The 24,757-nt window shown below is 69.0% G+C and carries 30 protein-coding genes, 2 tRNA genes and 1 pseudogene; 16 read left to right on the top strand and 17 right to left on the bottom strand.

The genetic code is table 11. The features are described from left to right. Positions 1–72: 72 nt before the first annotated feature. Positions 73–501 (bottom strand): TIGR02611 family protein, encoded by a 429-nt coding sequence (locus CS0771_RS14240; RefSeq protein ID WP_212841406.1) that lies wholly within the window; start codon positions 499–501, stop codon positions 73–75. A gap of 290 nt (positions 502–791) precedes the next feature. Here CS0771_RS14240 and CS0771_RS14245 point away from each other — a divergent pair, with 290 nt between their 5' ends. Then, positions 792–1,223: an SsgA family sporulation/cell division regulator gene (locus tag CS0771_RS14245; RefSeq protein WP_120318938.1), complete on the top strand. Its 432-nt coding sequence runs from the start codon at positions 792–794 to the stop codon at positions 1,221–1,223. A gap of 299 nt (positions 1,224–1,522) precedes the next feature. After that, positions 1,523–1,597: transfer RNA gene (locus CS0771_RS14250), tRNA-Val, on the top strand. A 14-nt stretch (positions 1,598–1,611) separates the two neighbouring features. On the opposite strand, the gene CS0771_RS14255 is transcribed toward CS0771_RS14250, so the two are convergent. Both CS0771_RS14255 and CS0771_RS39645 read right to left on the bottom strand, forming a co-directional pair. Further along, complete coding sequence (locus tag CS0771_RS14255) at positions 1,612–2,034, bottom strand: tyrosine-type recombinase/integrase (RefSeq protein ID WP_371821580.1); 423 nt, start codon at positions 2,032–2,034, stop codon at positions 1,612–1,614. Beyond that, positions 1,916–2,221 (bottom strand): annotated as a pseudogene (locus CS0771_RS39645) (replication initiator); the annotation flags it as partial. The pseudogene CS0771_RS39645 and the gene CS0771_RS14255, both read right to left, overlap by 119 nt. A 163-nt stretch (positions 2,222–2,384) precedes the next feature. Between CS0771_RS39645 and CS0771_RS14260 the strand changes: the two are divergent. After that, positions 2,385–2,801 carry a hypothetical protein gene (locus CS0771_RS14260; RefSeq protein ID WP_212841408.1) on the top strand — a complete coding sequence of 139 codons (417 nt, stop codon included), beginning with the start codon at positions 2,385–2,387 and terminating at the stop codon, positions 2,799–2,801. A gap of 136 nt (positions 2,802–2,937) precedes the next feature. On the opposite strand, the gene CS0771_RS14265 is transcribed toward CS0771_RS14260, so the two are convergent. Genes CS0771_RS14265 through CS0771_RS14275 form a run of 3 tightly spaced genes read right to left on the bottom strand, consistent with a single transcriptional unit; the run spans position 2,938 to position 4,597 of the window. Next, positions 2,938–3,771: a hypothetical protein gene (locus tag CS0771_RS14265; RefSeq protein WP_212841409.1), complete on the bottom strand. Its 834-nt coding sequence runs from the start codon at positions 3,769–3,771 to the stop codon at positions 2,938–2,940. Further along, positions 3,768–3,959, bottom strand: coding sequence for a hypothetical protein (locus tag CS0771_RS14270; protein WP_212841410.1), 192 nt, complete (start codon positions 3,957–3,959; stop codon positions 3,768–3,770). Before CS0771_RS14270 ends, CS0771_RS14265 begins: the two co-directional genes overlap by 4 nt. Then, on the bottom strand, positions 3,956–4,597 hold the full coding sequence (locus CS0771_RS14275) for a hypothetical protein (protein ID WP_212841411.1): 642 nt from the start codon (positions 4,595–4,597) through the stop codon (positions 3,956–3,958). The genes CS0771_RS14270 and CS0771_RS14275 overlap by 4 nt, the downstream gene beginning before the upstream one ends. 99 nt (positions 4,598–4,696) lie before the next feature. Between CS0771_RS14275 and CS0771_RS14280 the strand changes: the two genes are divergently transcribed. After that, a complete protein-coding gene (locus CS0771_RS14280; protein ID WP_212841412.1) occupies positions 4,697–5,020 on the top strand; it encodes a creatininase family protein in 324 nt (107 codons plus the stop codon). 452 nt (positions 5,021–5,472) lie between these two features. Here CS0771_RS14280 and CS0771_RS14285 read toward each other — a convergent pair whose 3' ends face one another. Both CS0771_RS14285 and CS0771_RS14290 read right to left on the bottom strand, forming a co-directional pair. Further along, positions 5,473–7,977, bottom strand: coding sequence for a COR domain-containing protein (locus CS0771_RS14285; RefSeq protein WP_212841413.1), 2,505 nt, complete (start codon positions 7,975–7,977; stop codon positions 5,473–5,475). Positions 7,978–8,552: 575 nt separating this feature from the next. Then, entirely contained in the window at positions 8,553–8,963 is a 411-nt protein-coding gene (locus CS0771_RS14290; RefSeq protein ID WP_212841414.1) for a hypothetical protein, read from the bottom strand. A gap of 649 nt (positions 8,964–9,612) precedes the next feature. Here CS0771_RS14290 and CS0771_RS14295 point away from each other — a divergent pair. The 4 genes from CS0771_RS14295 to CS0771_RS14310 all read left to right on the top strand — a co-directional run bounded on the left by CS0771_RS14295 (position 9,613) and on the right by CS0771_RS14310 (position 12,528). After that, positions 9,613–9,688: transfer RNA gene (locus tag CS0771_RS14295), tRNA-OTHER, on the top strand. Positions 9,689–10,001: 313 nt separating this feature from the next. Next, on the top strand, positions 10,002–11,459 hold the full coding sequence (locus CS0771_RS14300; protein ID WP_244870785.1) for an MDR family MFS transporter: 1,458 nt from the start codon (positions 10,002–10,004) through the stop codon (positions 11,457–11,459). Between the two features lie 156 nt (positions 11,460–11,615). Then, on the top strand, positions 11,616–12,035 hold the full coding sequence (locus CS0771_RS14305) for a VOC family protein (protein ID WP_212841416.1): 420 nt from the start codon (positions 11,616–11,618) through the stop codon (positions 12,033–12,035). A 10-nt stretch (positions 12,036–12,045) separates the two neighbouring features. Continuing rightward, positions 12,046–12,528, top strand: coding sequence for a GNAT family N-acetyltransferase (locus tag CS0771_RS14310; protein WP_244870786.1), 483 nt, complete (start codon positions 12,046–12,048; stop codon positions 12,526–12,528). A gap of 73 nt (positions 12,529–12,601) precedes the next feature. On the opposite strand, the gene CS0771_RS14315 is transcribed toward CS0771_RS14310, so the two are convergent. The 4 genes from CS0771_RS14315 to CS0771_RS14330 form a co-directional block, all read right to left on the bottom strand. Continuing rightward, entirely contained in the window at positions 12,602–13,360 is a 759-nt protein-coding gene (locus CS0771_RS14315) for a LysR substrate-binding domain-containing protein (protein WP_212841418.1), read from the bottom strand. After that, positions 13,357–13,521 carry a LysR family transcriptional regulator gene (locus CS0771_RS14320; protein WP_212841419.1) on the bottom strand — a complete coding sequence of 55 codons (165 nt, stop codon included), beginning with the start codon at positions 13,519–13,521 and terminating at the stop codon, positions 13,357–13,359. The genes CS0771_RS14315 and CS0771_RS14320 overlap by 4 nt, the downstream gene beginning before the upstream one ends. A 326-nt stretch (positions 13,522–13,847) precedes the next feature. Then, positions 13,848–14,045: a hypothetical protein gene (locus tag CS0771_RS14325; RefSeq protein ID WP_203750082.1), complete on the bottom strand. Its 198-nt coding sequence runs from the start codon at positions 14,043–14,045 to the stop codon at positions 13,848–13,850. Positions 14,046–14,184: 139 nt separating this feature from the next. After that, a complete protein-coding gene (locus tag CS0771_RS14330; protein WP_212845833.1) occupies positions 14,185–14,850 on the bottom strand; it encodes a DUF4097 family beta strand repeat-containing protein in 666 nt (221 codons plus the stop codon). A gap of 235 nt (positions 14,851–15,085) precedes the next feature. On the opposite strand from CS0771_RS14330, the gene CS0771_RS14335 reads away from it, so the two are divergent. After that, positions 15,086–15,826: a helix-turn-helix domain-containing protein gene (locus tag CS0771_RS14335; RefSeq protein ID WP_212841420.1), complete on the top strand. Its 741-nt coding sequence runs from the start codon at positions 15,086–15,088 to the stop codon at positions 15,824–15,826. Here CS0771_RS14335 and CS0771_RS14340 read toward each other — a convergent pair. From CS0771_RS14340 to CS0771_RS14350, 3 genes are all read right to left on the bottom strand, one after another. Further along, the gene (locus tag CS0771_RS14340) at positions 15,823–16,278 is read right to left on the bottom strand and encodes a DUF3291 domain-containing protein (RefSeq protein ID WP_212841421.1); all 456 of its coding nucleotides are present in this window, start codon (positions 16,276–16,278) and stop codon (positions 15,823–15,825) included. The two genes, CS0771_RS14335 and CS0771_RS14340, sit on opposite strands and share 4 nt — an antisense overlap. Before the next feature lie 31 nt (positions 16,279–16,309). Beyond that, complete coding sequence (locus CS0771_RS14345) at positions 16,310–16,936, bottom strand: metalloregulator ArsR/SmtB family transcription factor (protein ID WP_212841422.1); 627 nt, start codon at positions 16,934–16,936, stop codon at positions 16,310–16,312. 170 nt (positions 16,937–17,106) lie between these two features. Beyond that, on the bottom strand, positions 17,107–17,712 hold the full coding sequence (locus CS0771_RS14350) for a TetR/AcrR family transcriptional regulator (protein ID WP_212841423.1): 606 nt from the start codon (positions 17,710–17,712) through the stop codon (positions 17,107–17,109). A 70-nt stretch (positions 17,713–17,782) separates the two neighbouring features. Here CS0771_RS14350 and CS0771_RS14355 point away from each other — a divergent pair, with 70 nt between their 5' ends. Beyond that, a complete protein-coding gene (locus CS0771_RS14355) occupies positions 17,783–18,700 on the top strand; it encodes an alpha/beta fold hydrolase (RefSeq protein ID WP_212841424.1) in 918 nt (305 codons plus the stop codon). 12 nt (positions 18,701–18,712) lie between these two features. Here the strand turns inward: CS0771_RS14355 and CS0771_RS14360 are convergent, their stop codons facing one another. Further along, positions 18,713–19,633 carry an NADP-dependent oxidoreductase gene (locus CS0771_RS14360; protein WP_212841425.1) on the bottom strand — a complete coding sequence of 307 codons (921 nt, stop codon included), beginning with the start codon at positions 19,631–19,633 and terminating at the stop codon, positions 18,713–18,715. 293 nt (positions 19,634–19,926) lie between these two features. On the opposite strand from CS0771_RS14360, the gene CS0771_RS14365 reads away from it, so the two are divergent. Together CS0771_RS14365 and CS0771_RS14370 are read left to right on the top strand one after the other, a co-directional pair. Further along, a complete protein-coding gene (locus CS0771_RS14365; protein WP_212841426.1) occupies positions 19,927–20,871 on the top strand; it encodes an RNA polymerase sigma-70 factor in 945 nt (314 codons plus the stop codon). A gap of 82 nt (positions 20,872–20,953) precedes the next feature. Then, the gene (locus CS0771_RS14370) at positions 20,954–22,150 is read left to right on the top strand and encodes an NAD(P)/FAD-dependent oxidoreductase (RefSeq protein ID WP_212841427.1); all 1,197 of its coding nucleotides are present in this window, start codon (positions 20,954–20,956) and stop codon (positions 22,148–22,150) included. Positions 22,151–22,236: 86 nt separating this feature from the next. On the opposite strand, the gene CS0771_RS14375 is transcribed toward CS0771_RS14370, so the two are convergent. After that, positions 22,237–22,602, bottom strand: a complete 366-nt coding sequence (locus CS0771_RS14375; protein ID WP_212841428.1) for a DoxX family protein — start codon at positions 22,600–22,602, stop codon at positions 22,237–22,239. Between the two features lie 131 nt (positions 22,603–22,733). On the opposite strand from CS0771_RS14375, the gene CS0771_RS14380 reads away from it, so the two are divergent. The 4 genes from CS0771_RS14380 to CS0771_RS14395 all read left to right on the top strand — a co-directional run bounded on the left by CS0771_RS14380 (position 22,734) and on the right by CS0771_RS14395 (position 24,673). After that, positions 22,734–23,114, top strand: coding sequence for a helix-turn-helix domain-containing protein (locus CS0771_RS14380; RefSeq protein WP_212841429.1), 381 nt, complete (start codon positions 22,734–22,736; stop codon positions 23,112–23,114). 81 nt (positions 23,115–23,195) lie between these two features. Further along, complete coding sequence (locus tag CS0771_RS14385) at positions 23,196–23,531, top strand: gamma-glutamylcyclotransferase family protein (protein ID WP_212841430.1); 336 nt, start codon at positions 23,196–23,198, stop codon at positions 23,529–23,531. A 77-nt stretch (positions 23,532–23,608) separates the two neighbouring features. Next, positions 23,609–24,112 carry a helix-turn-helix domain-containing protein gene (locus CS0771_RS14390; protein ID WP_212841431.1) on the top strand — a complete coding sequence of 168 codons (504 nt, stop codon included), beginning with the start codon at positions 23,609–23,611 and terminating at the stop codon, positions 24,110–24,112. Positions 24,113–24,169: 57 nt separating this feature from the next. Next, positions 24,170–24,673, top strand: coding sequence for a DUF6036 family nucleotidyltransferase (locus CS0771_RS14395; RefSeq protein WP_244870787.1), 504 nt, complete (start codon positions 24,170–24,172; stop codon positions 24,671–24,673). Positions 24,674–24,757 lie beyond the last annotated feature (84 nt).

Consider the following 24,757-nt stretch of genomic DNA (forward strand, 5'->3'; position numbering starts at 1 on the left):
GACGTACGGGCCCGGCTGTCCGGAGCGCGGCGCGCCGGGCCGTTTCGGCGCTGTGTGCCGTCTGTTACGGCGTCAGTGCGTGCTGACGTATTCCCAGGCCTGGCTCACCACGTCGATACCGAAACTGAAGCGCAGCGTGGTGTAGAGCACGGCGGCCACGAACGCCAGCCCCGCCAGGCCGATCAGCAGGCGCACCGGCAGCGGCTGGCGCTTCACCCACTCCGTCCAGCCGTGCACCTTGTCCTTGGTGAACCGCAGCAGGTGCCGGGCCCACACGAACTCGATCGCCCAGATCGCCAGACCGCCGATCACGATCAGCCAGCCCGGCCCCGGCAGCGGGATGAGCAGCACCCCGATCGCGACCACCACGGCGCCCAGCACCCCGATGATCACCTTGAGTGCGGCTGCCCCGGTCGGATTAGCCCGAACGGTCTGATGTGCAATGCGCGCCCGGTCCCGCCACGTGCTGGAGCGCTGCGGAAAGTCCGGTTTGTCGCTCATCTCCCCAACCTCGGTCGCCTTGTCTCCGGGCCCTCGAAATCGCCCGTCACCAACCCCGATGACTGGACGTTACCGGAGTGTGTCGACGGTCCTGGCCGGCATCACGAACGACACATTCGGGCAGAAGCACGGCATCTTACTCCCGTAGGTGAGTCCGTGCCCGCGTTTTGCTCGATCTTCCCGCTATCGGGTGAGATCGAACGATGACGGAGCGTATAGGGGAGGGTCACCTTGAGTATGGGAGGGGCGGGGCGGGCAAGCGCCGCCGCAGTGCCGGGGGGAGTACGTCCATGAGTGCTATCCGTCCTACGACCGTCGAGGTCGAGACATCGTTGCGGCTGGTCGCGCCCGACGCGACCTCGCTTCCGGTGCGGGCGAGTCTTCGCTACGACCCGGTCGACCCGTACGCGGTGCATGTGCTCTTCCACGCCGAATCCGCCGGCGGCGAGGCGGTGAGCTGGTCGTTCGCCCGCGAGCTGCTGGTCACCGGACTCGACGAGCCGGCCGGCATCGGCGACGTGCGGGTCTGGCCCTGGGCCACCCCGCGTGGCGACTTCGTCGCGCTCGCCCTGTCGTCGCCTGACGGCAACGCGCTCTTCGAGGTCCCGCGAAGCGTCCTGGTGCGCTTCCTGCGCCGCACCTACGTCGTGGTGCCCCGCGGTCGCGAGACCGACCACCTCGACGTCGACGCGGCGGTCAACCGGCTGCTGGCCGGCCGCTGATCAACCACTGCCCAGCGGAGGTCGGTAGGAAGATCAACCCCTAGCCAGACGAACCCCGACCGGAGTCCCCGGTCAGCACACCGACGAGGTGCTCGAGGCGGAGCACCTCGTCTCGTGCGTCCGGGGTCCGCTCGGCCGCCCCGCGCCCATGATCGCCGTTCGTGTCAGAACCTCGGGTCTGGCCCCACCTGCTGACACGAAGCCGCGATCTTCGCGGGCTCCAGAGCGGGGTGCGCCACGCCGGTGGGGTACCGAGATGCACGGGGTGCCGGACGTGCTGTAGAGTTCCATTCCGTTGCGGGCGATTGGCGCAGCGGGAGCGCGCTTCCTTCACACGGAAGAGGTCACTGGTTCGATCCCAGTATCGCCCACCATCAGCTACAGCAGGTCAAAGCCCTTCTTCGGAAGGGCTTTCGCCGTCTTCGGGGTCGGCTGACGGCTCGATAGTCAGCGAAAAGTCAGCGAAGGCGTCGCGGACCCGGCCGTCATGCTCACCCGAGTGGTGCGTGTACCGGTTGAGCCTCGTCGACGCCTGCTCGTGTCCCATGACCCGCTGGACGTCGTTGACCGGGACGCCGCTGGAGATCAGCCACGTGGCGTACGAGTGGCGGAGGTCATGGAACCTCAGCCCGCCGGCCGCGTTCGTGGCGACCAGGGCGACGGCCTCGGCACGGGTGCCAGTGTCGGTACTGCGCTCGATCCCGGCCGCGTCGACCCAGGAAGCGCGGAGCTTGCCCGGACCGATCTCCTCGATGCTGCCGAGTAGGCCGGCTTCGGCCAGGGCGGGACGCCAGACCCGAGAGCGGAACAGGGTCCGGGCGCAGCTTACGCGCCTTCTTCGCACAGGCCGGGCACTTGTTGTCCAGGGTGGCGCCGCACGGGATGTCGATGGTGGTGGTCTGGCCGGTGTCCAGGTCGGTGCGGCGCAGGCTGACCGGCCGGGTGCAGACGCCGGCCTCGGTGGCGATGTCCTTGACGACGTCCACGGAGCGGGGCATGAGGAGTCGGGCGGCCCGGGAGCCCGGCCGGGGCTCGGGGCCTCGGCCGGGCTCGGGGCGATCGTCGGGGCGGTCATCGTGCGCCCGCTGTCGTGCTGTCGTGGGCGGTGGCCTGTGCAGATCTGGGGCCGTCGAAGGGCGCGGACTGGCCTAGCGTGTGTGCATGCAGACCGTGGCGCCGCACGCCTCCGACAGCGACTTGATCGGCTGTATCGAGGAGTGGGTTGGCCTCCTTGCCGCTGGCAGCTTCGTGGCGGCGGCGCAATTCTTGTGTCCGCCAGCCGAGGTTTCGCGCGGCGAGCCCTGGACGGCGGAGAGTCTGGAGACCTACATCGCCGACTACGGCTGGTGGGAGCCACTGGACGACGGCAGACGTATGCATGTCACCTCGGCCGCTGGCGCTGGCGCTGGCGGTGACCTGACTCCTCACCGTGACGTCATCCGCTACGACGACCGGCCGCCGCGCATCGAATTCAGCCTCCCGCTCAACGGTGAGTGGAGCGACCTCACCGCTGTTTTCCATCTGGTGGAGGTTGATGGCGCATGGGCCTTTGATCTCTACGACCTTCGTGTCTTCTAGGAAGCCGCAGACGCCAGGGATATGGGGCAGGCGCAAATTGGCAGCCGCGCTCAGGACGATCGTGGCCGTCATCGCGCACCCGCCATCGTGTCGGCGTGGCTGTTCGGCGAAGGCGCAGACGGGCGGGCGGCTAGGGTCAGCGGCCCGAGCCCACGACGCGCCGGGACCGGGGTAGTGGTGCGCAGGTGGCGGAGCAGTTCGCCTGCGGTGCCGTTGGCGACGCGCAGCCGTGCCCGCAGCTCGTCACGGGTGATCGACCGGCCGGTGGCCTTGAGGTAGGCGGCAGCCTCCTGCCGGGCGCGGGTGACCAGTTCGCCGTGACGACCTGGTCCACGTCCTCGCTGTCGTCTGCGTCGTCCTCGACGGCGAGGACGGCCGGGGACGCCGCGGGGACGGCCGCAATGGTCACCGCGCGCGGCTCCTGGATGGGCGGTGCCGCCACGGTCGGCGCAGCCGTGGTGAGCGGGGCGGGTACGGGGTGGGGACGATCGTGGGGACGGTCCGGGACGATCACCGGCGCAGGCTCCGGGTCCAGTGCCGGGGTCTTGCCCAGCACCAGCTTGGCGAGGGCGGCGAAGGCGAGGGCGGCGAAGGCGAGGGCGGGGATGACGGAGACGAGTCCGCCGGAAAAGCCCGGCTTCGCCACGGCCCGCTGCGCGGTCACCGACAGCACCAGCGCCGCGCCCAGGAGCGCCGTAGGCGATGGGCTGTCCAGCGGCGCGGCGGCGGCGCATGACGAGCAGGCGGCGATGGGGACGAGTTCGGTGATGACGGCGTTCGCCCAGCCGAACCAGTCCCCGGTGCTGGACGGGCTGTTGTGCATGGTCCAGTCGTGGACGTGCGTGAACGACGCTGCTCCGGCGGCGCCGCCGACGGCGAGGAGGATGAGGACGAGGACAGCGCCCTCGATGCGGGCGGTTTTGCGGGTCCGCGCCGGCACCGTGGTGCCGGGGATGGCGTGGCTGGTCATCGTAGTCCTCCGGTCAGTGGGGTGCGGCGGGCGGCGGTGGCGTAGACCCGGACCCCGCCCCGGCGGGCGGGCTCGGGGTCGGAGACGTTGGTGAGAGTGAGGACCTGGTCCAGGACGGCCAGGGTCTTGGCGACGGCGTGCAGGTCGCCCAGCAGCCGCAGCTGCACCGGCCCGGTCGGTGTGGTCATGCCGCCACCTCCGGCGCGTAGGCGGCGGCGAGGTCGGCCAACTGCGGGTCGGTGTGGAAGGAGAACCGGACCCGGTGCGGCTCGGGCGAGCCGTCCAAGCGCACGAACCCCACACCCGGCAGCGCGACCGGGATCAGGTCGCAGATGGCGCCGCGGTCGCGGGAGCCGTCGCCGAGGATCAGATCGGCCTGCTCGGGTTCGGTCAGCCGCAGCGCGATCCGGGTCGGGAACAGGTCCCGGAACGGCAGCACGTCCTTGCGCGGGTCCTGCACCGCCGCGACGACGTGCACGCCGACGGCGCGGCCCTGGGACAGGATCAGAGACAGGGCGTCCTTGATCCGGTCGCGGGTCTTCTTGTCACCGACGTACGCGGTCAGCGCCGCGATCTCGTCGACCAGGATCACCAGCGTCGGGTCGTCCACGGTCGCGGTGTGCTGGCGGGCACGGCCCCACAGCGCAGCAGCACGGCGGCGCAGCACCTTCACCGCGTCCTCCAGGTCCCCGGCCATCGCGTCGGGGTCCTCGAAGCTGAACCGGACGAACAGCGGAGCACCGGCGGCCAGTTCCATGCCGCCCTTGGGGTCGAACGCCCACAGTTGCACCAGCCCGGCCCGGACGCTGCCCGCGAGGGCGGACATGATCGACCACAGGACCGAGCCCTTCCCAGAGTCGGTGGCCCGGCGATCAGCTACGTCCTTTCCAGCATCGTGCAAGAGGCGTCGATCGACGGACCACGGATGACGCTCTTCCCCCAGGGCGCCGACTGGGCACGAGCCCGTGACGCCGCCGGCCTGGAGACCAACTCTCACGAGGACATGCACGCAGGCGAGCTCGAGACCTCAATCCTGCTGCACGTCACTCCGAGCGTGGTGCAACCAGGCAACGAGACAGCCGACCACATCGCCGGCGATCGCACCCACATGCTGAGCCTCGGCCTCGCCAAGTACACATCAACCGGCGTGGTTGGCCGTCCATCCCTGGGAACGGCGGACAAGGGAGCGAGGGCAATAACGAATTTCGTCGATGGCTTCGCGAGCTACTACGGCGTTCTGACACGCTGACACCTGTCTAGATATCGCGATTCGTCAAGCGTCATCGTCCGCTGAACGCCAGCCCTGGCCACGGCGTCGATCGCTCCAGGCGCGTACGGTCTCTGGCCTCCACACCCGCTGCTGGCCGATCTTCCGATCTTCGGCCGGCGCCTGACCGCGGGAAACATACGAGGTCCAAGTGTCCCGAGCTACGCCGAGGAACTGGGCGCAGTTCTCAGCCGTCCACCAGTCTTCGGGCAGGCTCATCGCATCTGGGTTCGCGTCGGCTCGGTCCGGCATAAATCGTGACATTAGCGTGGGCACTCGACTACGTCACTACGCAGTCCACCCATCGCGCCATCGCTGACGGGCCGCGATTAGGCGCATGGCCCCCGGCACAACCCAGCAGCGACTGAGTCTGGCACGGTTATTAACCTGCCAACGCATAACCCAATCGGGCGCCATGCTAAACACTCTTCCCCCTACGGCACAAATGGGAGTCCCGCATCATACTCCCGGTAATGCATGGAACACACCCACAGATAGTCGCCAGACGGTGCTTGTACTCGGCGCAGACCTCCGAACCGCTGAACTGGATCTAGCCCCTGAAGTAGTGCCCTGATGGCCCTTGCAGCCTCGCCTTCTGCTCTAGTCAAGACCTCTTGTCCATCATCAGTTAAAGGTTGCTGCTGATCGGCAATTGAGGCTGGAAGTCGTTCGATCAGCGTCTTCATGAGGTCAATTTCATGCTGGATGGACTTGAGCCGATCCTCATCGAACATGACACCAAGGACTGCGCCAGCGATAGGAGCGCCAGCTTTGAGCACTCGAAACGTTAGCGAAATGTATGGTCCCACCTTCGCGAGCCATCGCGTTGGCTTCTCGAACTCATATACAGCGTCTGATAGAGCGTGATGAGCACCGGCCTGCTCGCACCACAGCGTCATCCGAAGGGTATGCCGACCCGCTAGGCGCCGCAATGCAGGAGTACTGAGAGGAGCTAGCGTGAAGAGCCGTGGACAATCCGCAACTTCAATACTAGTAGCTTTCAACAACCTGCGGAGCAAGTCCGAGGCATCAGCCGCTTGACGGGATGCTTCGACGGCCTGGAGTTCGAGCCGCTCGACACCGCTTCGCACATCAGTGAGGTCGATTGCTAGTTGGTCGAGGCGCGAGTGAAGTCCCAGCTTTGGCGTAGCGAATCCAGTCAACAACAGTGTCACGTCATGGTCGGTTTGGCAATTTAGGCATGGGTAGCTATGTCCACCTCGCTGACGATAGCCGAGAAGACCCTCAAGCGGAAACTGCCCATCACATCTATTGCCGCCCGCAAACTTCGTGGGGCACGGGACATGCAACCTGTAGGTTAAACCGGGCCAGCGACGCCTAATCAGGTCCTCAACACTATCCCGCAATACGTTAAAGAACATGTCTGGCGAAGGAGCGCGTACCTCGATCAGCAGATGCCGCTCGGATGACGTTAGCTCCAGCAGGGCTTCCGACTCGTATAGTGCGATCGGGTGACGCAGAAACACACCAGCACGCCAATGTCTGCGGGTTGAGGCCAAATGGTGGCGTACGGTCAGCCATGCAATAAGACCCGGAGCGGGTTCCGCAAGTTCGCAGATCAGTCGCAGTACATAGACATTGTTGGCAAGTGGAGTAGTGGACTCCCAAGTAAGTAGCGGCCGCTCATACGGTACTAGTTGAGCAATCAAGCTGCGGTGCTCATCCTCGGCCAGCCTGTAGGAGACGTCGAATTTCTCCATCAAACGCAAGAAATACGGATGGAACTGCGTTGGGTACGATAGCCCATTCGGGCGATCAGACCAAATGTCTCTAAGTCGCGAGTGATCAAGTACTCCCATTTCGTTGCGAGTGTGCTCGTCTTCGAGGACGGCCCCAATCGCCTTCGTCAACCATTCCGGGTCTAGAACGACGACATCTCGCAGCCCGTCGTCATCACTGTAATAAATGATAACGCCCAGGTCGTGCAGTAAGTTGGCGAGAGCCGTAATTTCATCATCTGGCAGTTCGTTGCCACGACATATATTTACAAAGCGCTGGTATTTAATGTATGGGTGCCTTCTCGCAATGCTGCGAACTTCCTCGCGGGCCGTCACCCACCGACGGCTCAGGGCTTGCCCCATCTGGGGCAACCTAGAGGCGTGTTCTGCGAGCTTTCCTCTCAATTGCTGAACTCCGTAACCCGTGCGACTATCCACCACGAAATGACCCCTGAGCATTCCGGGGAACATATGCATAAGTCGTGGATAGTCAAGCTCAGCTCTCCGCTCTTCGCCATGTGTCGCAACAATCATCGTCGGAGCGTCCGGTCCTACCCGCAAACGAATGCGACGCAGCCAGCCTTCGACCTCGTTTTGCTCTTGTCCCTCACGTGGATTCCATACCACCAAATATAGAGCTCGCTGGCTAAAGAAGAACTGATGAGTTATTCGGTAGACCTCTTGTCCCCCAAAGTCCCACATATGCAGCGTAAGCTGTATATCGGAGTCGTCGGGAGATGCTAGTCTTAGTTGATTGACCTCAATTCCGTGGGTTGTTGATCTGTTGTGAACAAAGGGTTTCTCATTTAGTGCTGCTACTAACGACGTTTTCCCTACATTTCCTTCTCCGACGAGGACTACTTTTGCCTCATGAAGTTGAATGGCGTCATTCAAGCTGCGCAGATAGGCGGAGGTCCCAGCGGTTCCCAGACTCCCCGAGCTATTGACGCCATCATGGAAGCGTGTCCCTTCCGCAATCAGCCTCAACCCGCGCTTGACCATGTCGGCCAGTTCGGGTGGGAGCCGCCTAATCGGATTGTTGCTGATGTCGAGAACTCGTAGCTTCTTCAGCTTCGCGATTCCGCTGGGCAAATCACGAAGGAGGTTGTCATTAAGGTCGAGTTCCTCTAACTGACCCAGGCTCCATATTTCGTCGGGCAGGTACTCAAGCCGGTTGCCATAGAGCTCCAGTACGCGCATGCTTCGGTATCGTCCGATTTCCGGCGGCAGCGACTCCAGTCCCTGTCCCGATAGGGACAACACCCCATTCTGATATGCCCAGTCCAGCTCGTCGGGCGACAGTTCGGTCATGGTGACAACCTTGGCTACGAAAAGGGGTGCGGCGACCTGCAGCAGATGTGCCCATTGACCATACAGGACCGTTGCGGCCGTCCTGACTTCTAAGATGATAGTAGACATGGCGCTTCGTGAACGTTTCTGAGCCCGAACCGTTTAGCCATAAGGCCGGGGCCGATGGGGCTAGCGACGATCAGACAAACCGATGATTTGGACCTGCTACTGGTGTTCTCGGAGTGAGCAACCAATCGCTTAACTCTGGAAGCAAGACGATGAGCCTCGGTAGCGATGTCGGTACGAGCCTTCGCATGTGTGCCTTCACATGACAAGGCGCAACGCGGGCTGTCGCCGTGGGCAGCCTGCCGAGTTGTGCTGTTCAAGGATCAAGGGCCGCGCAAGCGCGGCCGCGCCCCCGCATGCCCGCGCTGCGGCCTGGAGGCCGGTCGCGGGCACGCGGGCGCGCCAGCTTGCCGGGCCGGTCAGATGTCCACGCCGTGCTTCTGCAGCCGCGACACGATCCCCGACTCCTTCCGGCCCATGTCGTTCGCGATCTCAGCGACCGTGTCGCCGGCTTCGAACCGCGTCAGCAGCTGCGCGTCCAGGTCATCGGTCCACGGCGCATAGGCGTTGGGGCGCTCCCGGCGCTTCTCGGCCAGGTTGAAACGCTTGCGGCGGCCGCCATAGCTCTCGACCAGGGCGGCCAGCTCGGCGGTGAGGAGCCGAATGACGGTGGGCAGTTCATCGGGCGCCAGGGTGCCGCGTAGCTCGGTGAGGACCTGGCCGTCGCTGTCGCAGCTGACCATCGAGAAGTCAGCTCGTTGGTCGCCGGTCGGGGAGACATCCAGCTGGTAGGTGCGTCCGGTCGCGGCGGCCTCGCGGTGCAGGAGCACGGTCGGAGGTTGTGCCTCAGCGGGGAGCCAATCTGCGTCGTCCATGTGCTGAACGTATCGACAGACGCTGACATTGTGAGGGTGCGGTTTGAAGACCTCGGGGCGCTGCCCCGAACCCCGGCCCTCCCTCGGTGATCGGTGGGTCGGTGGGCGGGATCTCCTCGGTCGGGCAGGCCTGCCCCTGCCCGACCGAGGAGATCCCGCAGCGCCGCGCTATGTGCAGGCGCCCAGCGCCTCAGAGCGGATTACTGGGCTTCCCGTCGAAGCATCGCCAGGGCAAAGAAGGCTGCCGCTTGAGCGGCCCGCATGGTGCTGACGGCAGTCTCTGTCGTCATGGGGTGGATGGAGTCCTTCAAGAGATCAAATCCAGCCTGCTCGATTTCCGACGCAGACATGCCGGACATCCTCCGAACTAGTCCCACCTGGTCAACCACGATCTACCTCCAGTTCCCCGTACCAGCCTTGTGCCCAACGATCCGCAACACCAGGAGGCGCGACCCGTAAGAATCGGTTGCGGGGGGTGACGGTGGGGAGTAAGCGTGATCATCGCAGGGGAGTCAGCGAAAAGTCAGCGAACCCGCTGACTCCAGCTCCTGCCGAGCACTTCCAGATGCCGGCTGCTGCGCCCACTTCCAGGCACGCTGACGGTGGGCGATACGAGACGACAGGACTCGACCGCGTTCACACGGAAGAGGTCACTGGTTCGATCCCAGTATCGCCCACCATCAGCTACAGCAGGTCAAAGCCCTTCTTCGAAAGCCCTTCTTCGGAAGGGCTTTCGCCGTCTTCGGGGATGGCTGGCGGCTGACGAGGCCGGGTGCCTCGCCCGCAGGGGCTCGCACGTAGAGCCGGCGGAGTTCCGTCACTCGAAGGAGTCACCGGCTGGTTAAACCGGGTGATGTTTCACGAAACTTGCTGCAGTGTGGGTCGCTGCGATGAGTTTTGTCGGTGCGGGCGGTCAGTCTTGGTATGACGACGACTGCCGCCAAGTCCACCGGACCTGACCGTCTAGTCCCCCCACTACCCGATCGAGGTACCGTGCCCAGCCAGCTGCTCGACTCACCCGCCAAGTCCGCGACTCCGATCTCAGGTGGCACGCCGCCCGTGGTCCGGCTGCTGGTGCTGGCCACGTTCATCGTGATCCTCAATGAGACGATCATGATCAACGCGATCCCGAACCTGATGGACGCGTTGAAGATCACAGAACAGACCGCGCAATGGCTGTCGACCGCCTTCATGCTGACCATGGCCGCGGTGATCCCGATCACCGGGTGGTTCCTGCAGCGGGTGTCCACCCGGGGCGCCTACGCCACGGCGATGGGCCTGTTCCTGCTCGGCACCGCATCGGCCATCGTCGCGCCGAGCTTCGAGGTGCTCCTCGGCGCCCGCATCATCCAGGCGTCGGGCACGGCGGTGATGATGCCGCTGCTGATGACCACGCTGATGCATGTGGTGGCCGAGCGCGACCGGGGCAGGGTGATGGGCAACGTCAGCCTGGCGATCTCCGTCGCGCCCGCGATGGGCCCGGCGCTGTCCGGGGTGATCCTCAACTTCGGGTCCTGGCGCCTGCTGTTCGCCGTCGTGCTGCCCATCGCCGCCGCGATCACGTGGGGCGGCCTGAAGCAGCTCAAGAACGTGGGCGAGCCCGAGGTCGGCACCATCGACTGGTTCAGCGTGGCGCTGGCCGCGCTCGGCTTCGGCGGCCTGGTCTACGGGCTCAGCCGGTTCCAGGGCGGCAACATCGGCCTGGCCGCCGGCATCGTCGCAGCGGGCCTGGCCGCCATCGCGGTCTTCGTCTTCCGCCAGCTGTCGCTGCAGCGACACGGATCGCCGCTGATGGACCTGCGCACGCTCAAGCACCGCACCTACACCGTCGCGCTCATCCTGATGTCGGTCGCCTTCATGGCGATGCTCGGCTCGATGATCCTGCTGCCGCTGTACCTGCAGAATCTGCGTGGGCTCAGCGCCCTGCAGGCCGGGCTGCTGGTCATGCCCGGCAGCCTCGCCATGGGCCTGCTCGGGCCGACCGTCGGCCGCCTGTTCGACCGGTTCGGCGGCCGGGTGCTGGTCGTCCCCGGCGCGATCGCCATCAGCCTCTCGCTCGCCGGGTTCACCCAGGTCTCGATGACCATGCCGTTCTGGCAGCTTCTCGCGCTGCACGCGCTCTTGATGATCGGCCTTGCCGCGACCTTCACCCCGGTCTTCACGCTGGGGCTCGGTGCGGTCCCGCCGCACCTGTACGCCCACGGCAGCTCGATCCTGGGCACGCTGCAGCAGGTGGCCGCGGCCTTCGGCACCGCGCTCGTGGTCACGGTGATGAGCGCGCGAGCCGAGTCGCTGAAGGCGGAGGGGGTCGCGGCCGCGGCCGCCAGCCTCGACGGTATGCGGCTGGCGTTCATCATCGGCGTGGTCCTGTCCGTCGCCGTGATCATCACCGCGCTGCTGCTCCCGGCCCGAGCCGACAACGGCGCCCAGGGCGTGGGGCACGGCCACTGAGGCATTGCGCGGCTCCGGCCGCTGGGCGCGGCCGCCGCCGTGCCGGTGCCGATAACACGACGGTTATCCGCCCTTGCGGTGTTCGCCGTTGATCGGCACCGGCCCGGCCACGATCGTGGAGGCATCACATGATCGTGTTCGCGCCAGGAGGTACGGATGAAGTTCACGTTGGTCGGTATGGCGGTGGCGGCGGAGTCGCCGGCCGCGAGCGCGGCATGGTTCGCCGAGCACTTCGGGTTCGTGGTCGGGGTCGACCTGGGCTGGTACGTCAACACCCAACATGCCGAGCATCCGAACCTGAGCCTGGACTTCGTCCAGCGCGACCACGCGTCGTGGCCGGCGGTGACCCGCGGCCGGACCGTGGCCGGCACGCTGCTGGCGTTCCTGGTCGCCGACGTCGACGCCGAGTTCGCCCGCCTGTCGGCCGCGGGGCTGGAGGTGGTCCTGCCGCCGGTCACCGAGCCGTGGGGGCAGCGCCGGTTCCAGCTGGCCGGACCGGACGGGCTGCTGGTCGAGGTGCTGCAGGCGGTCGCGCCGGATCCGCAGTGGCTGGCCGAGAACGGGCTGGGTGCGTGAGGTGGCGGCCGTGATCGAGACTGAGCGGCTGCGGCTGCGGCCGCTGACCTTGGAGCAGGCCGGGCAGGTCGTGGCCGGGGACCGGGCCGGGCAGGCGTGGTCGGCGGGTTATCCGCGCGACGACGACCGGGACGTGGCCCGGATGGCGCTGGCCCATCCGGCGGCGGAGCCGTCGTTCGGGCCGCTGCAGATCGTGACGCGCGACGCCGGGCTGGTCGTCGGCGGCATCGGCTTCTTCGGCCCGCCGGACGCCGACGGCGTCGTCGAGCTCGGCTACGGGGTGGCGCCGGAGGCCGAAGGACGCGGCTATGCCACCGAGGCGCTGCGCGGCCTGCTGCGGTACGCGTTCGTCACCGGCCGGGTGCGCCGCGCGATCGCCGACACGACCCACGGGAACGTCGGCTCGCAGCGGGTGATGGAGAAGGCCGGCATGCGGCGGACGCGCTCCGACGAGCGGCTGCGTTACTACGAGGCCACCGCCCCGGCCGCCTGACCGCCCCGGATCGGAGCGACCGCCGCATCGTGGCTCACTGGTCACGATGCGGCGCATCTCGGCGGTGGCGTCGTCAGTGCCCGGCGGCGCCGTCGCGGGGCGCGGCATAGGCGCGGGGTCCCGACGCCGCCGCCACCTCGACGAAAGCCTTGGCCCGCGGATGCAGGCCGCCGGTACGCCATACCAGGGCCCACTCGGTGACGGGTGCGTCGTGGATCGGCACCCACACCACGCCGGGGTGGGAGAAGTAGTGCAGCCGGTGCTCGTTCATGGGCGTGACGCACCGGCCCGCCGCGACCTGGGTCAGCACCTCGTGGAACGTCGTGACGACCGGCCCGCGGGGCACCGGCCGCCCGCTCGGCGTGCACCGCGGCAGCATCGACTCGGTCCAGTAGCTCGGCGCGGGCGGCGCGGGGTCGACGACCGTGCGCCCGGCGAAGTCCTCCATCGACACCGCGCTGCGGCCGGCCAGCTCGTGACCGGCCCACATGCCCATCAGGCGGCCCTCGGTGAGCAGGACGGGCCCCTCGGTCAGATCGGGTTCGCGTACCTCCCGCCAGACCAGGATCAGATCGAGCTCCCCAGCGCGCAGCGCGGCGAACGGATCGCTGAACACGATCTCCCGCATCGTCACGTCGCAACCCGGGTGGCCGGCCACGAACTTGCCGATCACATCGCGGATCTCGTGCCCGACGACGCCCATGACACCGAGCCGCACCGTCCCGGCCAGACCCCGGGTCGATTCGGACGCCCGCGCCAGGCCCTGGCGAATCGCGTCGTAGCCCGCCCGGAGATCGTCCCGCAGCTGCTCTCCCAGGGGCGTCAGGGTCACGGCACGGCTGGTGCGCTCGAACAGCGTCCCGCGATCCGGCGTTCCTGCATCTTGATCGCCTGGCTCACCCGCGCCTGCGAGACGTGCAGCCGATCGGCGGTCCTGCCGAAGTGCAGCTCCTCGGCGAGCGTCAAGAAGATCTCGATGTCGCGCAGCTCCACGCCGTCTCCCGCCCCATAACACTCCGGTTATGGATCATCCGGATACAGGTTATGGATGCTACCGATCCCGTACCCGGAGCGGCTCGGCCGGTCTTCGCGGCGCGGACTGTGATCCAGTCCATGCGTGAGGTCGACCCGGGGTCAGGGTGAATGCTCGGCCGTGGCGGCAGGCCGCCGTCCCGTACCGCGCCGAAGGAGCCCGCCCATGTCCATCACCCTCCCGAACCAGATGGGGGATCGGTCGCGGCCCGGCTCGCCGCGCTCGTCGAGGCGAGGCTTCGCGCCGCGGGCGTGCGCATCCCCCGGCCGTGAGTGCGGCCGGGCCGTCAGTCGCGGCTGACGCGGCGGGAGTTGCGCTGTGCGTCGTCGGCGATCAGCACCGTGGCGACCAGACCCGCGACGACGATGCTCAGGAACCAGGTGTCGTCATCAGACAGCCAGGCGGTGAACGGCGCATACGCTGCCATCAGCAAGAACGCGGCCCACAGTCCCCGCCGCTGCCCGCGGCTCAGAAATCCAGTCACCCGACGAGGGTGCCACCGTCAGATGACGATCGTGCACACTCGATCGGATGAATCTGCTCACAAACAGGTTTAACCACCGGACTGAACAGTGAAGCGGAGCGCCCTCCCGCTCGGGAGGGCGCTCCGCCGCGGGTACGGGTCAGCGGCTGCGGGCGGTGATGTCACCCTGCGAGGTGGTGGCGTGGATGTCGAGCGTGGTGGTGCCGTCGTTGCGCAGGCCGTTGCTGATGCGGCCGTAGGAGGTGCCGGCGTCCAGGGCCGCCGAGACGCCCGCGGCCGCGGTGACCGAGATGTCGCCGGACTGCGTGCGGAGCACGACGGTGCCGCGGACGGCCTCGCTGATCCGGATGTCGCCCCGCGGGGTGGTGATCTCGGCGGGACCGTTCAGCCGGCCGACCTCGACGTCTCCGTCGACCGCGGTCAGCCGGACGCTGGCCGCCTCGTCGATCTTGATCTGGCGGTACGCGCCCTCGAAGGCGACGTCGCCGAGGCGGCCCACGCCGCGCAGCTCGGCGGCGGCGGTCCGGCCCTCGACCCGCGACCCGGCGGGCAGCTGGACGGTGACCTCCACCGATCCGGACTGGCCGAAGAGCTGTTTCTTCGGCTCGGCGGTGTGGATCCGCAGCACGCCGTCGGTGTACGCGACGCTGGTCTGCGCGGCGGCCTCGACGTCGCGGCTCTTGCCGGGGTCGGCGGGGCGGACCTCGACGACCGTGTCGGCGCGCGTGGCGGCGATGAGCTGGACGCGCCCGGCGGGGATGTCGAGGACGGCGGCGATCGGGGCGGGGGTGTCGAACTGCTGCATCATGCTCTCCGATGTTCGGAAGGTTGTTTCTGACATCGGAAACGCTACGTTGCTTTCCATTTATCGGCAACAAGTTCGTTGCATCTGCGGTGAGAAACGCCAGTTCAAATCGCGGAAAGTGTTGCAATGGATCTGTCTTCAATGCAACACTGATCCGGCCTAGCGTTGCAATGGATGAGAAGTGAACGCTATGGTGCGGGGTCAGCGGCCAGTACGGGAACACGAGGAGATCGCGATGCCGGGAGGCAGGCTAAGCCAGCAGGAACGTCAGCAGATCGCGTCCGGGTTGGCCGACGACCTGCCGTACGCGGAGATCGCCCGGCGGCTGGACCGTCCGACCTCGACGGTCACCCGGGAGGTGATGCGCAACGGCGGCCCCGTCGCCTACCGGGCCGAGCTGGCCCACCGGGCGACCGAGCGCCGTGCCCACCGGCGCAGGCCGGCCACCTCGCGCGGGCCGGGGGCGGCTCCGCACCCGCACGGGCGCGACGCCGCGGCCGTCGCGGAGTACGAGGAGCAGCTCACCGCGGTCCTCGTGGCCACCGGCGTGCCGAGGATGGCGGCCCGGGTGCTGACCGTCCTGTTCACCGCCGACGCGGGCAGCCTCACCGCGTCCCAGCTCGCCCAGCGGCTGCAGGTCAGCCCGGCGTCCATCTCCAAGGCGATCGCGTTCCTGGACGGCCAGAGCCTCGTCCGCCGAGAGCGCGACGAGCGCCGCCGCGACCGGTACGTCGTCGACGACGAGCTCTTCTACCAGGCGACGATCGCCGGTGCCCGCTCGAACGACCAGCTCGTCGCCACCGCCCGCCAGGGCGCCGCCGTCCTCGGCGCGGACAGTCCCGCCGCCCAGCGCCTGGAGAACGTCGCCCGCTTCCTCGACTTCATCAGCGAGAGCATCCTCCGCGCCGCCGAGCAGGCCCGCGCCGTCCTGCACACCAGACCGGCGTCACCCGATCCCGACCGCGAACGGGCCTAGCCGGAAGCGGCGCCGGTCGGTGCGAAGAACTCCTTGAAGGTGAACGCCTCCGGCCCCGCGCCGTGCTCGCGGAGCGTGGCGAGCCGGGCCATGCCCTCCGCCGCGGTCGGCCGGTGCTCCTCGGCCACCCACCACATCACGCTGTGGACCTGCACCGACCGCTGAAACCACTCCCGGCGGCGCTGCAGCACGGCGAGGTGGCGGGAGCGGTAGACGTAGTTCCACAGGTCGTCGCGGGTGCGCCAGACCGACATGTTGATCAGCAGGTCGTCGCCGAACTCGTGCTGGTAGGCCACGGCCGAGTCGGTGCCGTCCGCGACGAGCCGCCACACGAACCCGGGAGCCGCGTCGGCGAGCGCGTTGATCGGTTCGAGCAGGGCCATGAACTCGGCGACTTCGGGGGCGTCGGCGGGGGCGACGAGGCGCCCCACGTTCAGCTGCGCGAGATGCATGGTCCGAGCGAACCACCCGCCACGTTCTATGTCAACGATTATTGTTTTTAGAAAGCGCGACGCAGCATTCGCCGGGGCGCGGGTCCAGCTCCGCGGTCGCGTCGCCGCCCGCGATCCCCTGGCACAGCGCCAGGTTCATCGTGCACACCAGCAGCGGCTCGTCCTCGGCGACCTGGTGGAAGGGGCAGTTGCGCAGGCGTACCCGGCCGTCCTGTTCGTAGGGTTCGTAGCCGCGGGCCCGCAGGATGTCCAGCCAGCCGCCGGGCCGGTGGGCGCGCTCGCCCGCAGCACGGGCCGCGGCCGTCGCGTGATCGCCGGCACTGGCGTCCTGCACCGCCTCGGCCAGCAGCGCCGCCAGCTGCCCGTAGTCGCGCGCGGGCAGGCTGACCTGCCGGGGCGTGCGCCCGCGACGGTAGACCTTCGCGGGGCGGCCGCCGCCGGGACCGGGCCGGGCGTCGGTCAGCCGCATGAAGCCGATCTCCAGCAGGCCCGCCTCCGCCAGCTTGTCCAGATGAAAGGCGGCGAGGGTACGCGAGATCCCGACACCCTCGGCGGCCTCGTTGCGCCCCACCGCGTGACCCTGGGCCGCCACATACTCGTACAGCGCCCGGCGGACCGGCTCGTGCAGGGCGGCAACCGCGCTGAGGTCGTCGTTCACCCCCGAATTGTGCCCGGCGGGCGACCGGTCGTGCACCACGCGGCGGGGAGGAGGGGTGACCGGAGTCGGCCGGGGTCTTGCCGCGAATCCCCGGGTGCGGTATAGCTTGAGTGGGCAGGGAGCGGGTTCTCCCTGCCCACCACATTCGCCGACCGTCGTGGGTGGACGGTTCAGGGGCGCCGCTCGTGATCGAGCAGCCGGGCCAGGTGGCCGTCGACGATGCCCAGCGCGTCGGCGTAGCGAAGCGCGCCGATCAGCACCGGATGCCGCAGGCCGTCGAGCAGCGCTGCCAGCTCGTGGGCCGCGGTGTCCGCGTCGAGCGGCTGCCCGCAGTGCCGGAGGATCCCGCGCAGCGTGCCGACGAAGCCGGTGTACGCGAGCACGAGCGCGGCGGCCAGGGCCGGGGTGACGGCGGCCCGGGACTGGAAGGCCAGGCCCACGCGGGCCTCCAGGCTGGTGGCGTCGTCATGGGGCAGGTACTCGGCGGCCACCGCGCGCAGCGTCGCCAGGGGTGTCGCGGCGGGCTCGCGGGCGACGCGGGCACGGATCCGCTCGGCGAACGACCGGTGCACGTCGAGGCTCAGCCACTGCTCCAGCGCGTACAGCAGCATCGCGTCCTTGGACGCGAAGTAGTGCTGCACCGCGCCGAGCGACACCCCTGCCTCCTGCGCGACCTCGCGCATCGAGACGGCGTCGAGGCCCTGCGCGCCGGCGATGCGCAGCAGCGCGCCGACGATGTGCCGGCGCCGCTCGTCGTGGTCGACCTTGCGGGGCATGTGGTGGCCTCACCTTCCCGTGTACAATACGAGTGTATTGCAAAAACGCGCCGCGCGAAGAGGAACACCCATGAACGTGCAGACGGCCCACCACGGCGACGTCGCCGTCGCCTACGAGACCTTCGGTCCGGCCGGCGGCGAGCCGCTGCTGCTCATCATGGGCCTCGACTACCAGATGGTCTGGTGGCCGGACGGATTCTGCCAGGCGCTGGCCGACCGGGGCTTCCACGTCGCCCGGTTCGACAACCGCGACGCCGGACTGTCCACTCACTTCACCTCGCCCGCGAGGGAGAACCCGTTCCGGGTGCTGTTCCGGGGGAGCCGCCGGCCCGCGTACGGCACCGCCGACATGGTCGGCGACGGCATCGCGGTCATGGACGCGCTCGGCTGGGAGTCCGCGCACGTGTTCGGGGCCTCGATGGGCAGCGCGCTCGCCCTGTCGACCGCGGTGCTGCACCCGGACCGGGTGCGTTCGGTGACCGCCGCCATGGGCGGGCCGTTGCGGGGCGCCGCCGCCCTGCGCCATCTCAACTTCGGCTTCTTCCTCCGGGCCGCCCGCATCAAGCACCCCGCCACCGACGAGGGCGCGATCCGGACCCTGGTCGACCTCGCCCGGCTGCTGGCCACGCCGCACCACCCGTTCGATGAGGACTGGGCCCGCGAGGTCGCCGAGATCAGCCACGCCCGCTCGCCACGCGACCCCGGCACCACGCAGCGGCAGACGTACGCGCTGCGCGCCGCGGGCGCCCTCACCGGCCGCATGCGGGACATCGCCGTGCCCACGCTGGTCGTCAACGGCGCGGACGACCCGCTCATCCGTCCCGGCGCGGCCGCCGCGCTGGCCCGCCTGGTCCCCGGCGCGCGGCCCGTCGTGTACCCGGGCATGGGACACCTGCTGCAGGAACACCTCTGGGACACGATCGCCGACGAGGTCGCGGCACAGGCGCGCACCACCACCGGGCACCGCCTCCCGCAGCGCGGCGCCTGACCGGGGCAGGCTTCAGGACCGGGCGACCTGGATGATCGTCTTGCCGGGGGCGCGGCGGCCGGGGACGAACGCGGCGGGGGCTTCCTCGAGCGGCAGGACCGTGCCCACGGTCAGCTCCAGCCGCCCGTCGCGCAGGCGCTGCACGAGGTCCGCGAGCCGGGCACGGTCGGGCTCGACCACGAAGAAGACGGCGCGGCCGTGCTCGGGCCGCACCTTCGGCGGCCCGGCGATGGTGACCAGGGTGCCACCGGCCCGGACCAGCGCCGCCGAGCGGTCGAGGATCTCGCCCCCGATCACGTCGAACACCACGTCCACCTGGCCGGCGTCCTCCAGGCGGTCGCTCTGCAGGTCCAGGTAGGTGTCCGCGCCGAAGCCGAGGGCCCGGTCCCGGTCGGCCGCCCGCCCGGTGCCGATCACCCGCGCGCCCGCCTCCCGCGCCAGCTGCACCGCGACGGAGCCGACGCCGCCCGCCGCGCCGTGTACGAGAACGGTCTGCCCGGGGGCCAGCCGCGCGTGGTCGAACAGGCCCTGCCAGGCGGTCAGCCCGGCGATCGGCAGCGCGGCGGCCGCGACGTAGTCGACGTCGGCGGGCAGGGGAGCCAGGTTGCGTGCCTCCACCGCGACGTACTCGGCCAGCGTCCCGTTCCGGGTCCAGTCGGTCAGGCCGCACACCCGCTGGCCCACGGTGAGGTAGGAGGTGCCGTACCCCAGCTCGGCGACGACCCCGGCCACCTCGTGACCGGGCACGCTCGGCGTGCGGTCCCGGCCTGCGCGGTCGGTCCAGGTGCCCGGCCAGTCCAGCTCGCCCGGCGTGAACCCGGCGGCGTGGACCCGCACGATGACGTCGTTCTCGGCCGCGTGCGGGTGCGGCAGGTCGGTGAGGGAGAGCCCGGCGGCGCCGGACGCGCGGTCACTGACGGCGATCGCTCGCATTGCGGGATCCTCCGGCCTCATGGGACGACTCGACGGCCAGCCGTGCGGCAGGAGCATGCCCGTGCGGACGTCTCCGGGCCGCGTGGCGGGTGCGGCAATTGACCAGTTTATCCCGTATCGCCCCGGCAGTGGCCGGCTTCGGACAGCGTTCCTGGCCGCTGCTCGCCGGCGTCCGAGCGTGCCGAACAGCCGACACCTCGCCGCCGCCCTGCAGCGGCTCGGCGACATCTGCCGTGGCTGAGCCCGCGCAACATCACACAGGCGGCCCGCCTGGCGCGGGTTACGCTCGGGCGGTGCCGCTGACCGTGCAGGACGTCGACCGCTTCATGGCCGCCAGGCCGCGCCTGGAGGCCATCGCCTACCGCCTGCTCGGCTCGGCCGCCGAGGCGGAGGACGCCGTGCAGGAGACGTTCCTGCGCTGGCAGGCCGCCGACCCCGAGCGCATCGAGGTGCCCGAGGCCTGGCTGACGAAGGTCCTCACCAACCTGTGCCTCAACCAGCTCACCTCCGCCCGCGCCCGCCGCGAGAGCTACGTCGGCGAGTGGCTGCCCGAGCCGCTGCTCGGCGGCGACCCGATGCTCGGCCCGGCCGACACCGCCGAGCAGCGCGAATCCGTCTCGTACGCCGTCCTCACCCTGATGGAGCGGCTGTCCCCGAGCGAGCGCGCCGTGTACGTGCTGCGCGAGGCGTTCGACTACCCGCACCGCGACATCGCCGAGATCCTCGACATCTCCGAGGCGGCCAGCCAGCAGACCTTCCACCGCGCCCGCAGGCACGTCGCCGACGGCCGGACCCGCGTCGAGATCGACCAGGCGGCCGCCCGGCGGGTCGTCGAGGAGTTCCTCGCCGCGGCCGCGAGCGGACAGCTGGACTCGCTGGTACGCATGCTCACCGCCGACGTGGTGTCCGTCGGCGACGGCGGCGGCAAGGTCCCGGCCCGCACGAAGCCGTTCGAGGGCGCGGTCGCGGTGGCGAAGTTCCTGTGGGGCCTGTTCAAGCCGGCCGAGTCCAAGCGCGCCGTGCTCGGGGGCTCGCCCGAGATCCACGTGTGGACCGCCAACGGCGAGCCCGCCGTCCTGGCCGTGCTCGACGGCCGGGTCGTCGGCGTCATGTGCCTGGAGGTCACGCCGGACGGCATCGCGGCCGTGCGCAACCAGGTCAACCCCGACAAGCTCGAACGCGCGACCGCGCAGTGGGCCGCCGCCGAGCACGGGGAACCCCTGTTCCGCGTCTGGTGACCTGGTTCACACCGCACACCTGTCAGGAAACTGCGGGCTGCCCGGTTCAAGGGGCACCACCGCGAACGACAGGAGCAAGGACATGCGCCACCGCATCATCGTCCTCGGCGCCGGATACACCGGCGCCTCCGCAGCCGGCCGCCTCGCCCGGCGGCTGCGCCGTGACGACGTCGCCATCACCCTCGTCAACGCCGAGCCCGACTTCATCGAGCGCGTACGCCTGCACCAGCTCGCCGCCGGGCAGCACCTCAAGCCCCGGCCGCTGGCGAAGATGTTCGCGGGCACCGGCGTAGCGCTGCGCCTCGCGAAGGTCACCGCCGTCGACGCCGACCGCAAGACCGTGACCGTCGCCGACGCGAACGGCACCGAGCAGCTCGCCTACGACACGCTCGTCTACGCCCTCGGCAGCGGCTGGAACGCCCAGGCCGTGCCCGGCACCGCCGAGCACGCCCACGAGGTGGCCAGCCGCCCCGGCGCGCTGCGGCTGCGCGAGCGCCTGGCCGGCCTCGGCGCCGGGCAGACGGTGACCGTCGTCGGCGGCGGGCTCACCGGTGTCGAGGCCGCGACCGAGATCGCCGAGGCCCGCCCGGACCTCGACGTCGCGCTGGCCGCCGGCGGCGGGCTCGGCGACTGGCTGTCCCCCAAGGGCCGCGCGCACCTGCGCAAGGTCTTCGGCGGGCTCGGCATCACGGTGTACGAGCACGCCGCCGTCACCGCCGTCGCGGCCGACCACGTGGCCACCGCCGACGGCAGGACCGTCCCGGCCGAGGTCACCGTGTGGACGGCCGGCTTCGCGGTGCACCCGATCGCCGCGGCGACCAGCCTGCGGGTCACCGGCACCGGTCAGATCCTGGTCGACGGGACGATGCGCTCGGTGTCGCACCCCGACGTGTACGCGGTCGGCGACGCCGCCCTGGCCATGGGCCCCAATGACAAGCCGCTGCGCATGTCGTGCGCCTCGGGCGTGCCGATGGCCTGGCAGGCCGCCGACGCGATCGCGGCCCGCCTCACCGGCGGCAGGCTGCCGAACATCCCGATCCGCTACTTCAACCAGTGCATCTCGCTGGGCCGCGCGGAGGGCCTGATCCAGTTCGTCACCGCCGACGACCAGGCCAAGCCGTCGGCGCTGACCGGGCGGCTCGCCGCGACGTACAAGGAGCTGGTCTGCAAGGGCGCCGCCTGGGGCGTGGCCAACCCGACCGTGGGCATGCCCACCCGCCGCCGCCCCGTCCTCCGCGAGCAGGCCGCGGCCGGCACGACCGCCCGCGCGACGGCGTAACCGCGCTCCCACCTGCGACTCGGGGTTAGGAAGGGCACCTTCTTCTACGGAAAACGATAAGAAGGTGCCCTTCCTTCGTGGTCAGGTCAGAGCCAGGTCGTGGCGAGCCAGGCGGATGTGGCGGCCGTCAGCAGGAGGGCGACGTTGAGGCCGATCAGGCGCGCTTCGCCGCGGGACACGTGCACGACGATGCCGCCGACCTGGATCAGGACGAGGCCGATCGCCGCCGCGACGGCGAGCCAGGTCGCGATCCCCATCAGCGGCGGCAGGATCAGGCCGAGCGCGCCCAGGATCTCCAGCGCCCCGATGGCCCTGACCAGCGGCATGGGGATGGTGTCGACCCAGCCCATCATCGGCTGGAGCCGCTCCTGGCTCTGGGCGGCCTTCTTGCCGCCGGCGTAGAGGTAGAAGACCGCGAGCAGCCCGGCCACGATCCAGTAGGCGAGTTCCACGGGAACGCCCTTCGACGAGAGGTGTACGCCGGTGACCAGGTTGGTTACCGTTCGTAAGTCGCCTCATGATGCGTGGTCGCGAGGAGGCTTACAAAAGGCACACGAGTGTGCGTCAGGCACAAGGGGCTGTCATGTCGGACTACGAGCACACGTGCCTGATCAGGGGCGACGGCGGGGCGACGCTTCGCGCGATCCTGGACCAGATCTGCAACAAGTGGACGCTGCTGATCGTGGCGACCCTGGACCGGGGCACGCTGCGCTTCACCGACCTGCACCGGCAGATCCCCGGCATCTCGCAGCGCATGCTGACCCTGACCCTGCGCAACCTGGAGCGCGACGGCCTGGTCGCCCGGACCGTGTACGCGGAGGTCCCGCCCCGGGTCGAGTACGAGCTGACGCCCGTCGGCAAGAGCCTCATCCCGCCCGCGCTGGCGCTGGCGGGCTGGGCCATCGAGCACGTCCCGCACATCGAGGCCAGCCGGGCGGCGTACCAGCCGAAACCCGGGCGGTGAGCGGCCGTGCCCGGTCCTATCGGGCGGGACGGGGCGCACCGACGTCCGCGATGCCGTCGCGACGCGCGGCATGATCGGGGTATGCCTCTGCTCTTCTCCTACGGAACGCTGCGTGACCCCGCCGTGCAGCAGGCCAACTTCGGCCGCCTGCTCGCCGGCCGCGAGGACGCGCTGCCCGGCTACCGGGTCGAGCTGGTGAAGATCACCGACCCCGACGTGCTCGCGGTGAGCGGCCAGGACCATCACCCGATCGTGACGCCGTCCGGAGACCTCGCCGATCAGGTGCCCGGCACGGTGTTCGAGGTGAGCGACGAGGAACTCGCCGCCGCCGACCTGTACGAGGTCGACGACTACCGCCGCGTGCTGGTCCAACTCGCCTCCGGCGACCACGCCTGGGTGTACGTCCAGGCTGCGTAGGGCCGGGGGTCGTGCAGCCTCGATCCGATCTCCAGGGGTTGTTGCGTTTTTGGTGTTTATTGCGGCATGGTGGACGTATGGAGCACAGTCGTGATGACCTGCTGACGACCACAGAGGCGGCGGCCCTGCTGCGGTCGTCCCGCCAGCATGTCGTCGACCTGTGTGAACGCGGAGTCCTTCCCTTCGTGCGGGTGGGTACGCACCGCCGGCTCGCGCGGGCGGACGTGCTCGCGATGCTGCGCCCAGAGTTGACGCGCGATCAGCTGAAGTCGCTGTGGCTGCACCGCGCTGTAGCCGGCCGCCTCGTCGCTGACCCCGACGCGGTGCTGGACCGGGCTGCCAAGAACCTGCGGCGGCTGCAGTCGGTACATCCGGACGGCATGGCTGCGATGTGGCTCGATCGATGGCGGCAGGTTCTCGAAGCCGGAGTCGAGGCCGTGCTCGATGTCTTGACGTCGCGGAGCCGCGACGCCGCCGAACTGCGACAGAACTCGCCCTTTGCGGGCGTGCTGCCCGAAAGCATGCGGCAGGCCGTGCTGACCGCGTTCGCCGAGCATTGGCGACGGGAGCGGACGGCGTGAGGCGCGAGCAGTTGGAGCACGTGCTGCGGGCAGCGTCGCAGATCGCACAGGAAACCGATGTGCTGGTTATCGGCTCAGTCGGTTCTCGGCGCGATACCTGAGGACAGGCTGCCCGCAGCCGCTACGGCGTCGATCGAGGTGGACGTCGCTTTCTTCGACGACCCCGGTGACCTCAAGGCAGATCGCGTGGACGGTGCGATCGGCGAGTTGTCGGCCTTTCACGACACCTTCGGCTACTACGCCCAAGGCGTGAGCGTTTCCACGGCGGTGCTGCCCGCCGGCTGGCGAGAGCGTCTCGTGGTGGTCGATACACCGGGCACGGCACCGGGGCGCGGTCACTTGCTCGATCCACACGACTGCGTGGTGTCGAAACTGGTCGCGGGCCGGGAGAAGGACCACGTTTTCGCTGCGGCGTTGTTGGAGCACGGACTGATCGACGCCGCGGTTCTGGCCGAACGGGTTGAGACGGTCGACGTGTCCGATGGTCACCGACAGCGTCTGCGCCAGTGGATCGATTACCACGTGCGACTCGGCAGCGGCGGATCTTCTCCCGGCGTGTGATGCTGCGCCGCCCTGCGGACATCTCATCGGCACTTCGGGGAGTGCGACGCGACCTCGGGTAGCTGCTCACTCTCGTGCGCTGCT

Origin of the sequence: Catellatospora sp. IY07-71 (assembly GCF_018326265.1) — a bacterium.
Classification (GTDB): domain Bacteria; phylum Actinomycetota; class Actinomycetes; order Mycobacteriales; family Micromonosporaceae; genus Catellatospora.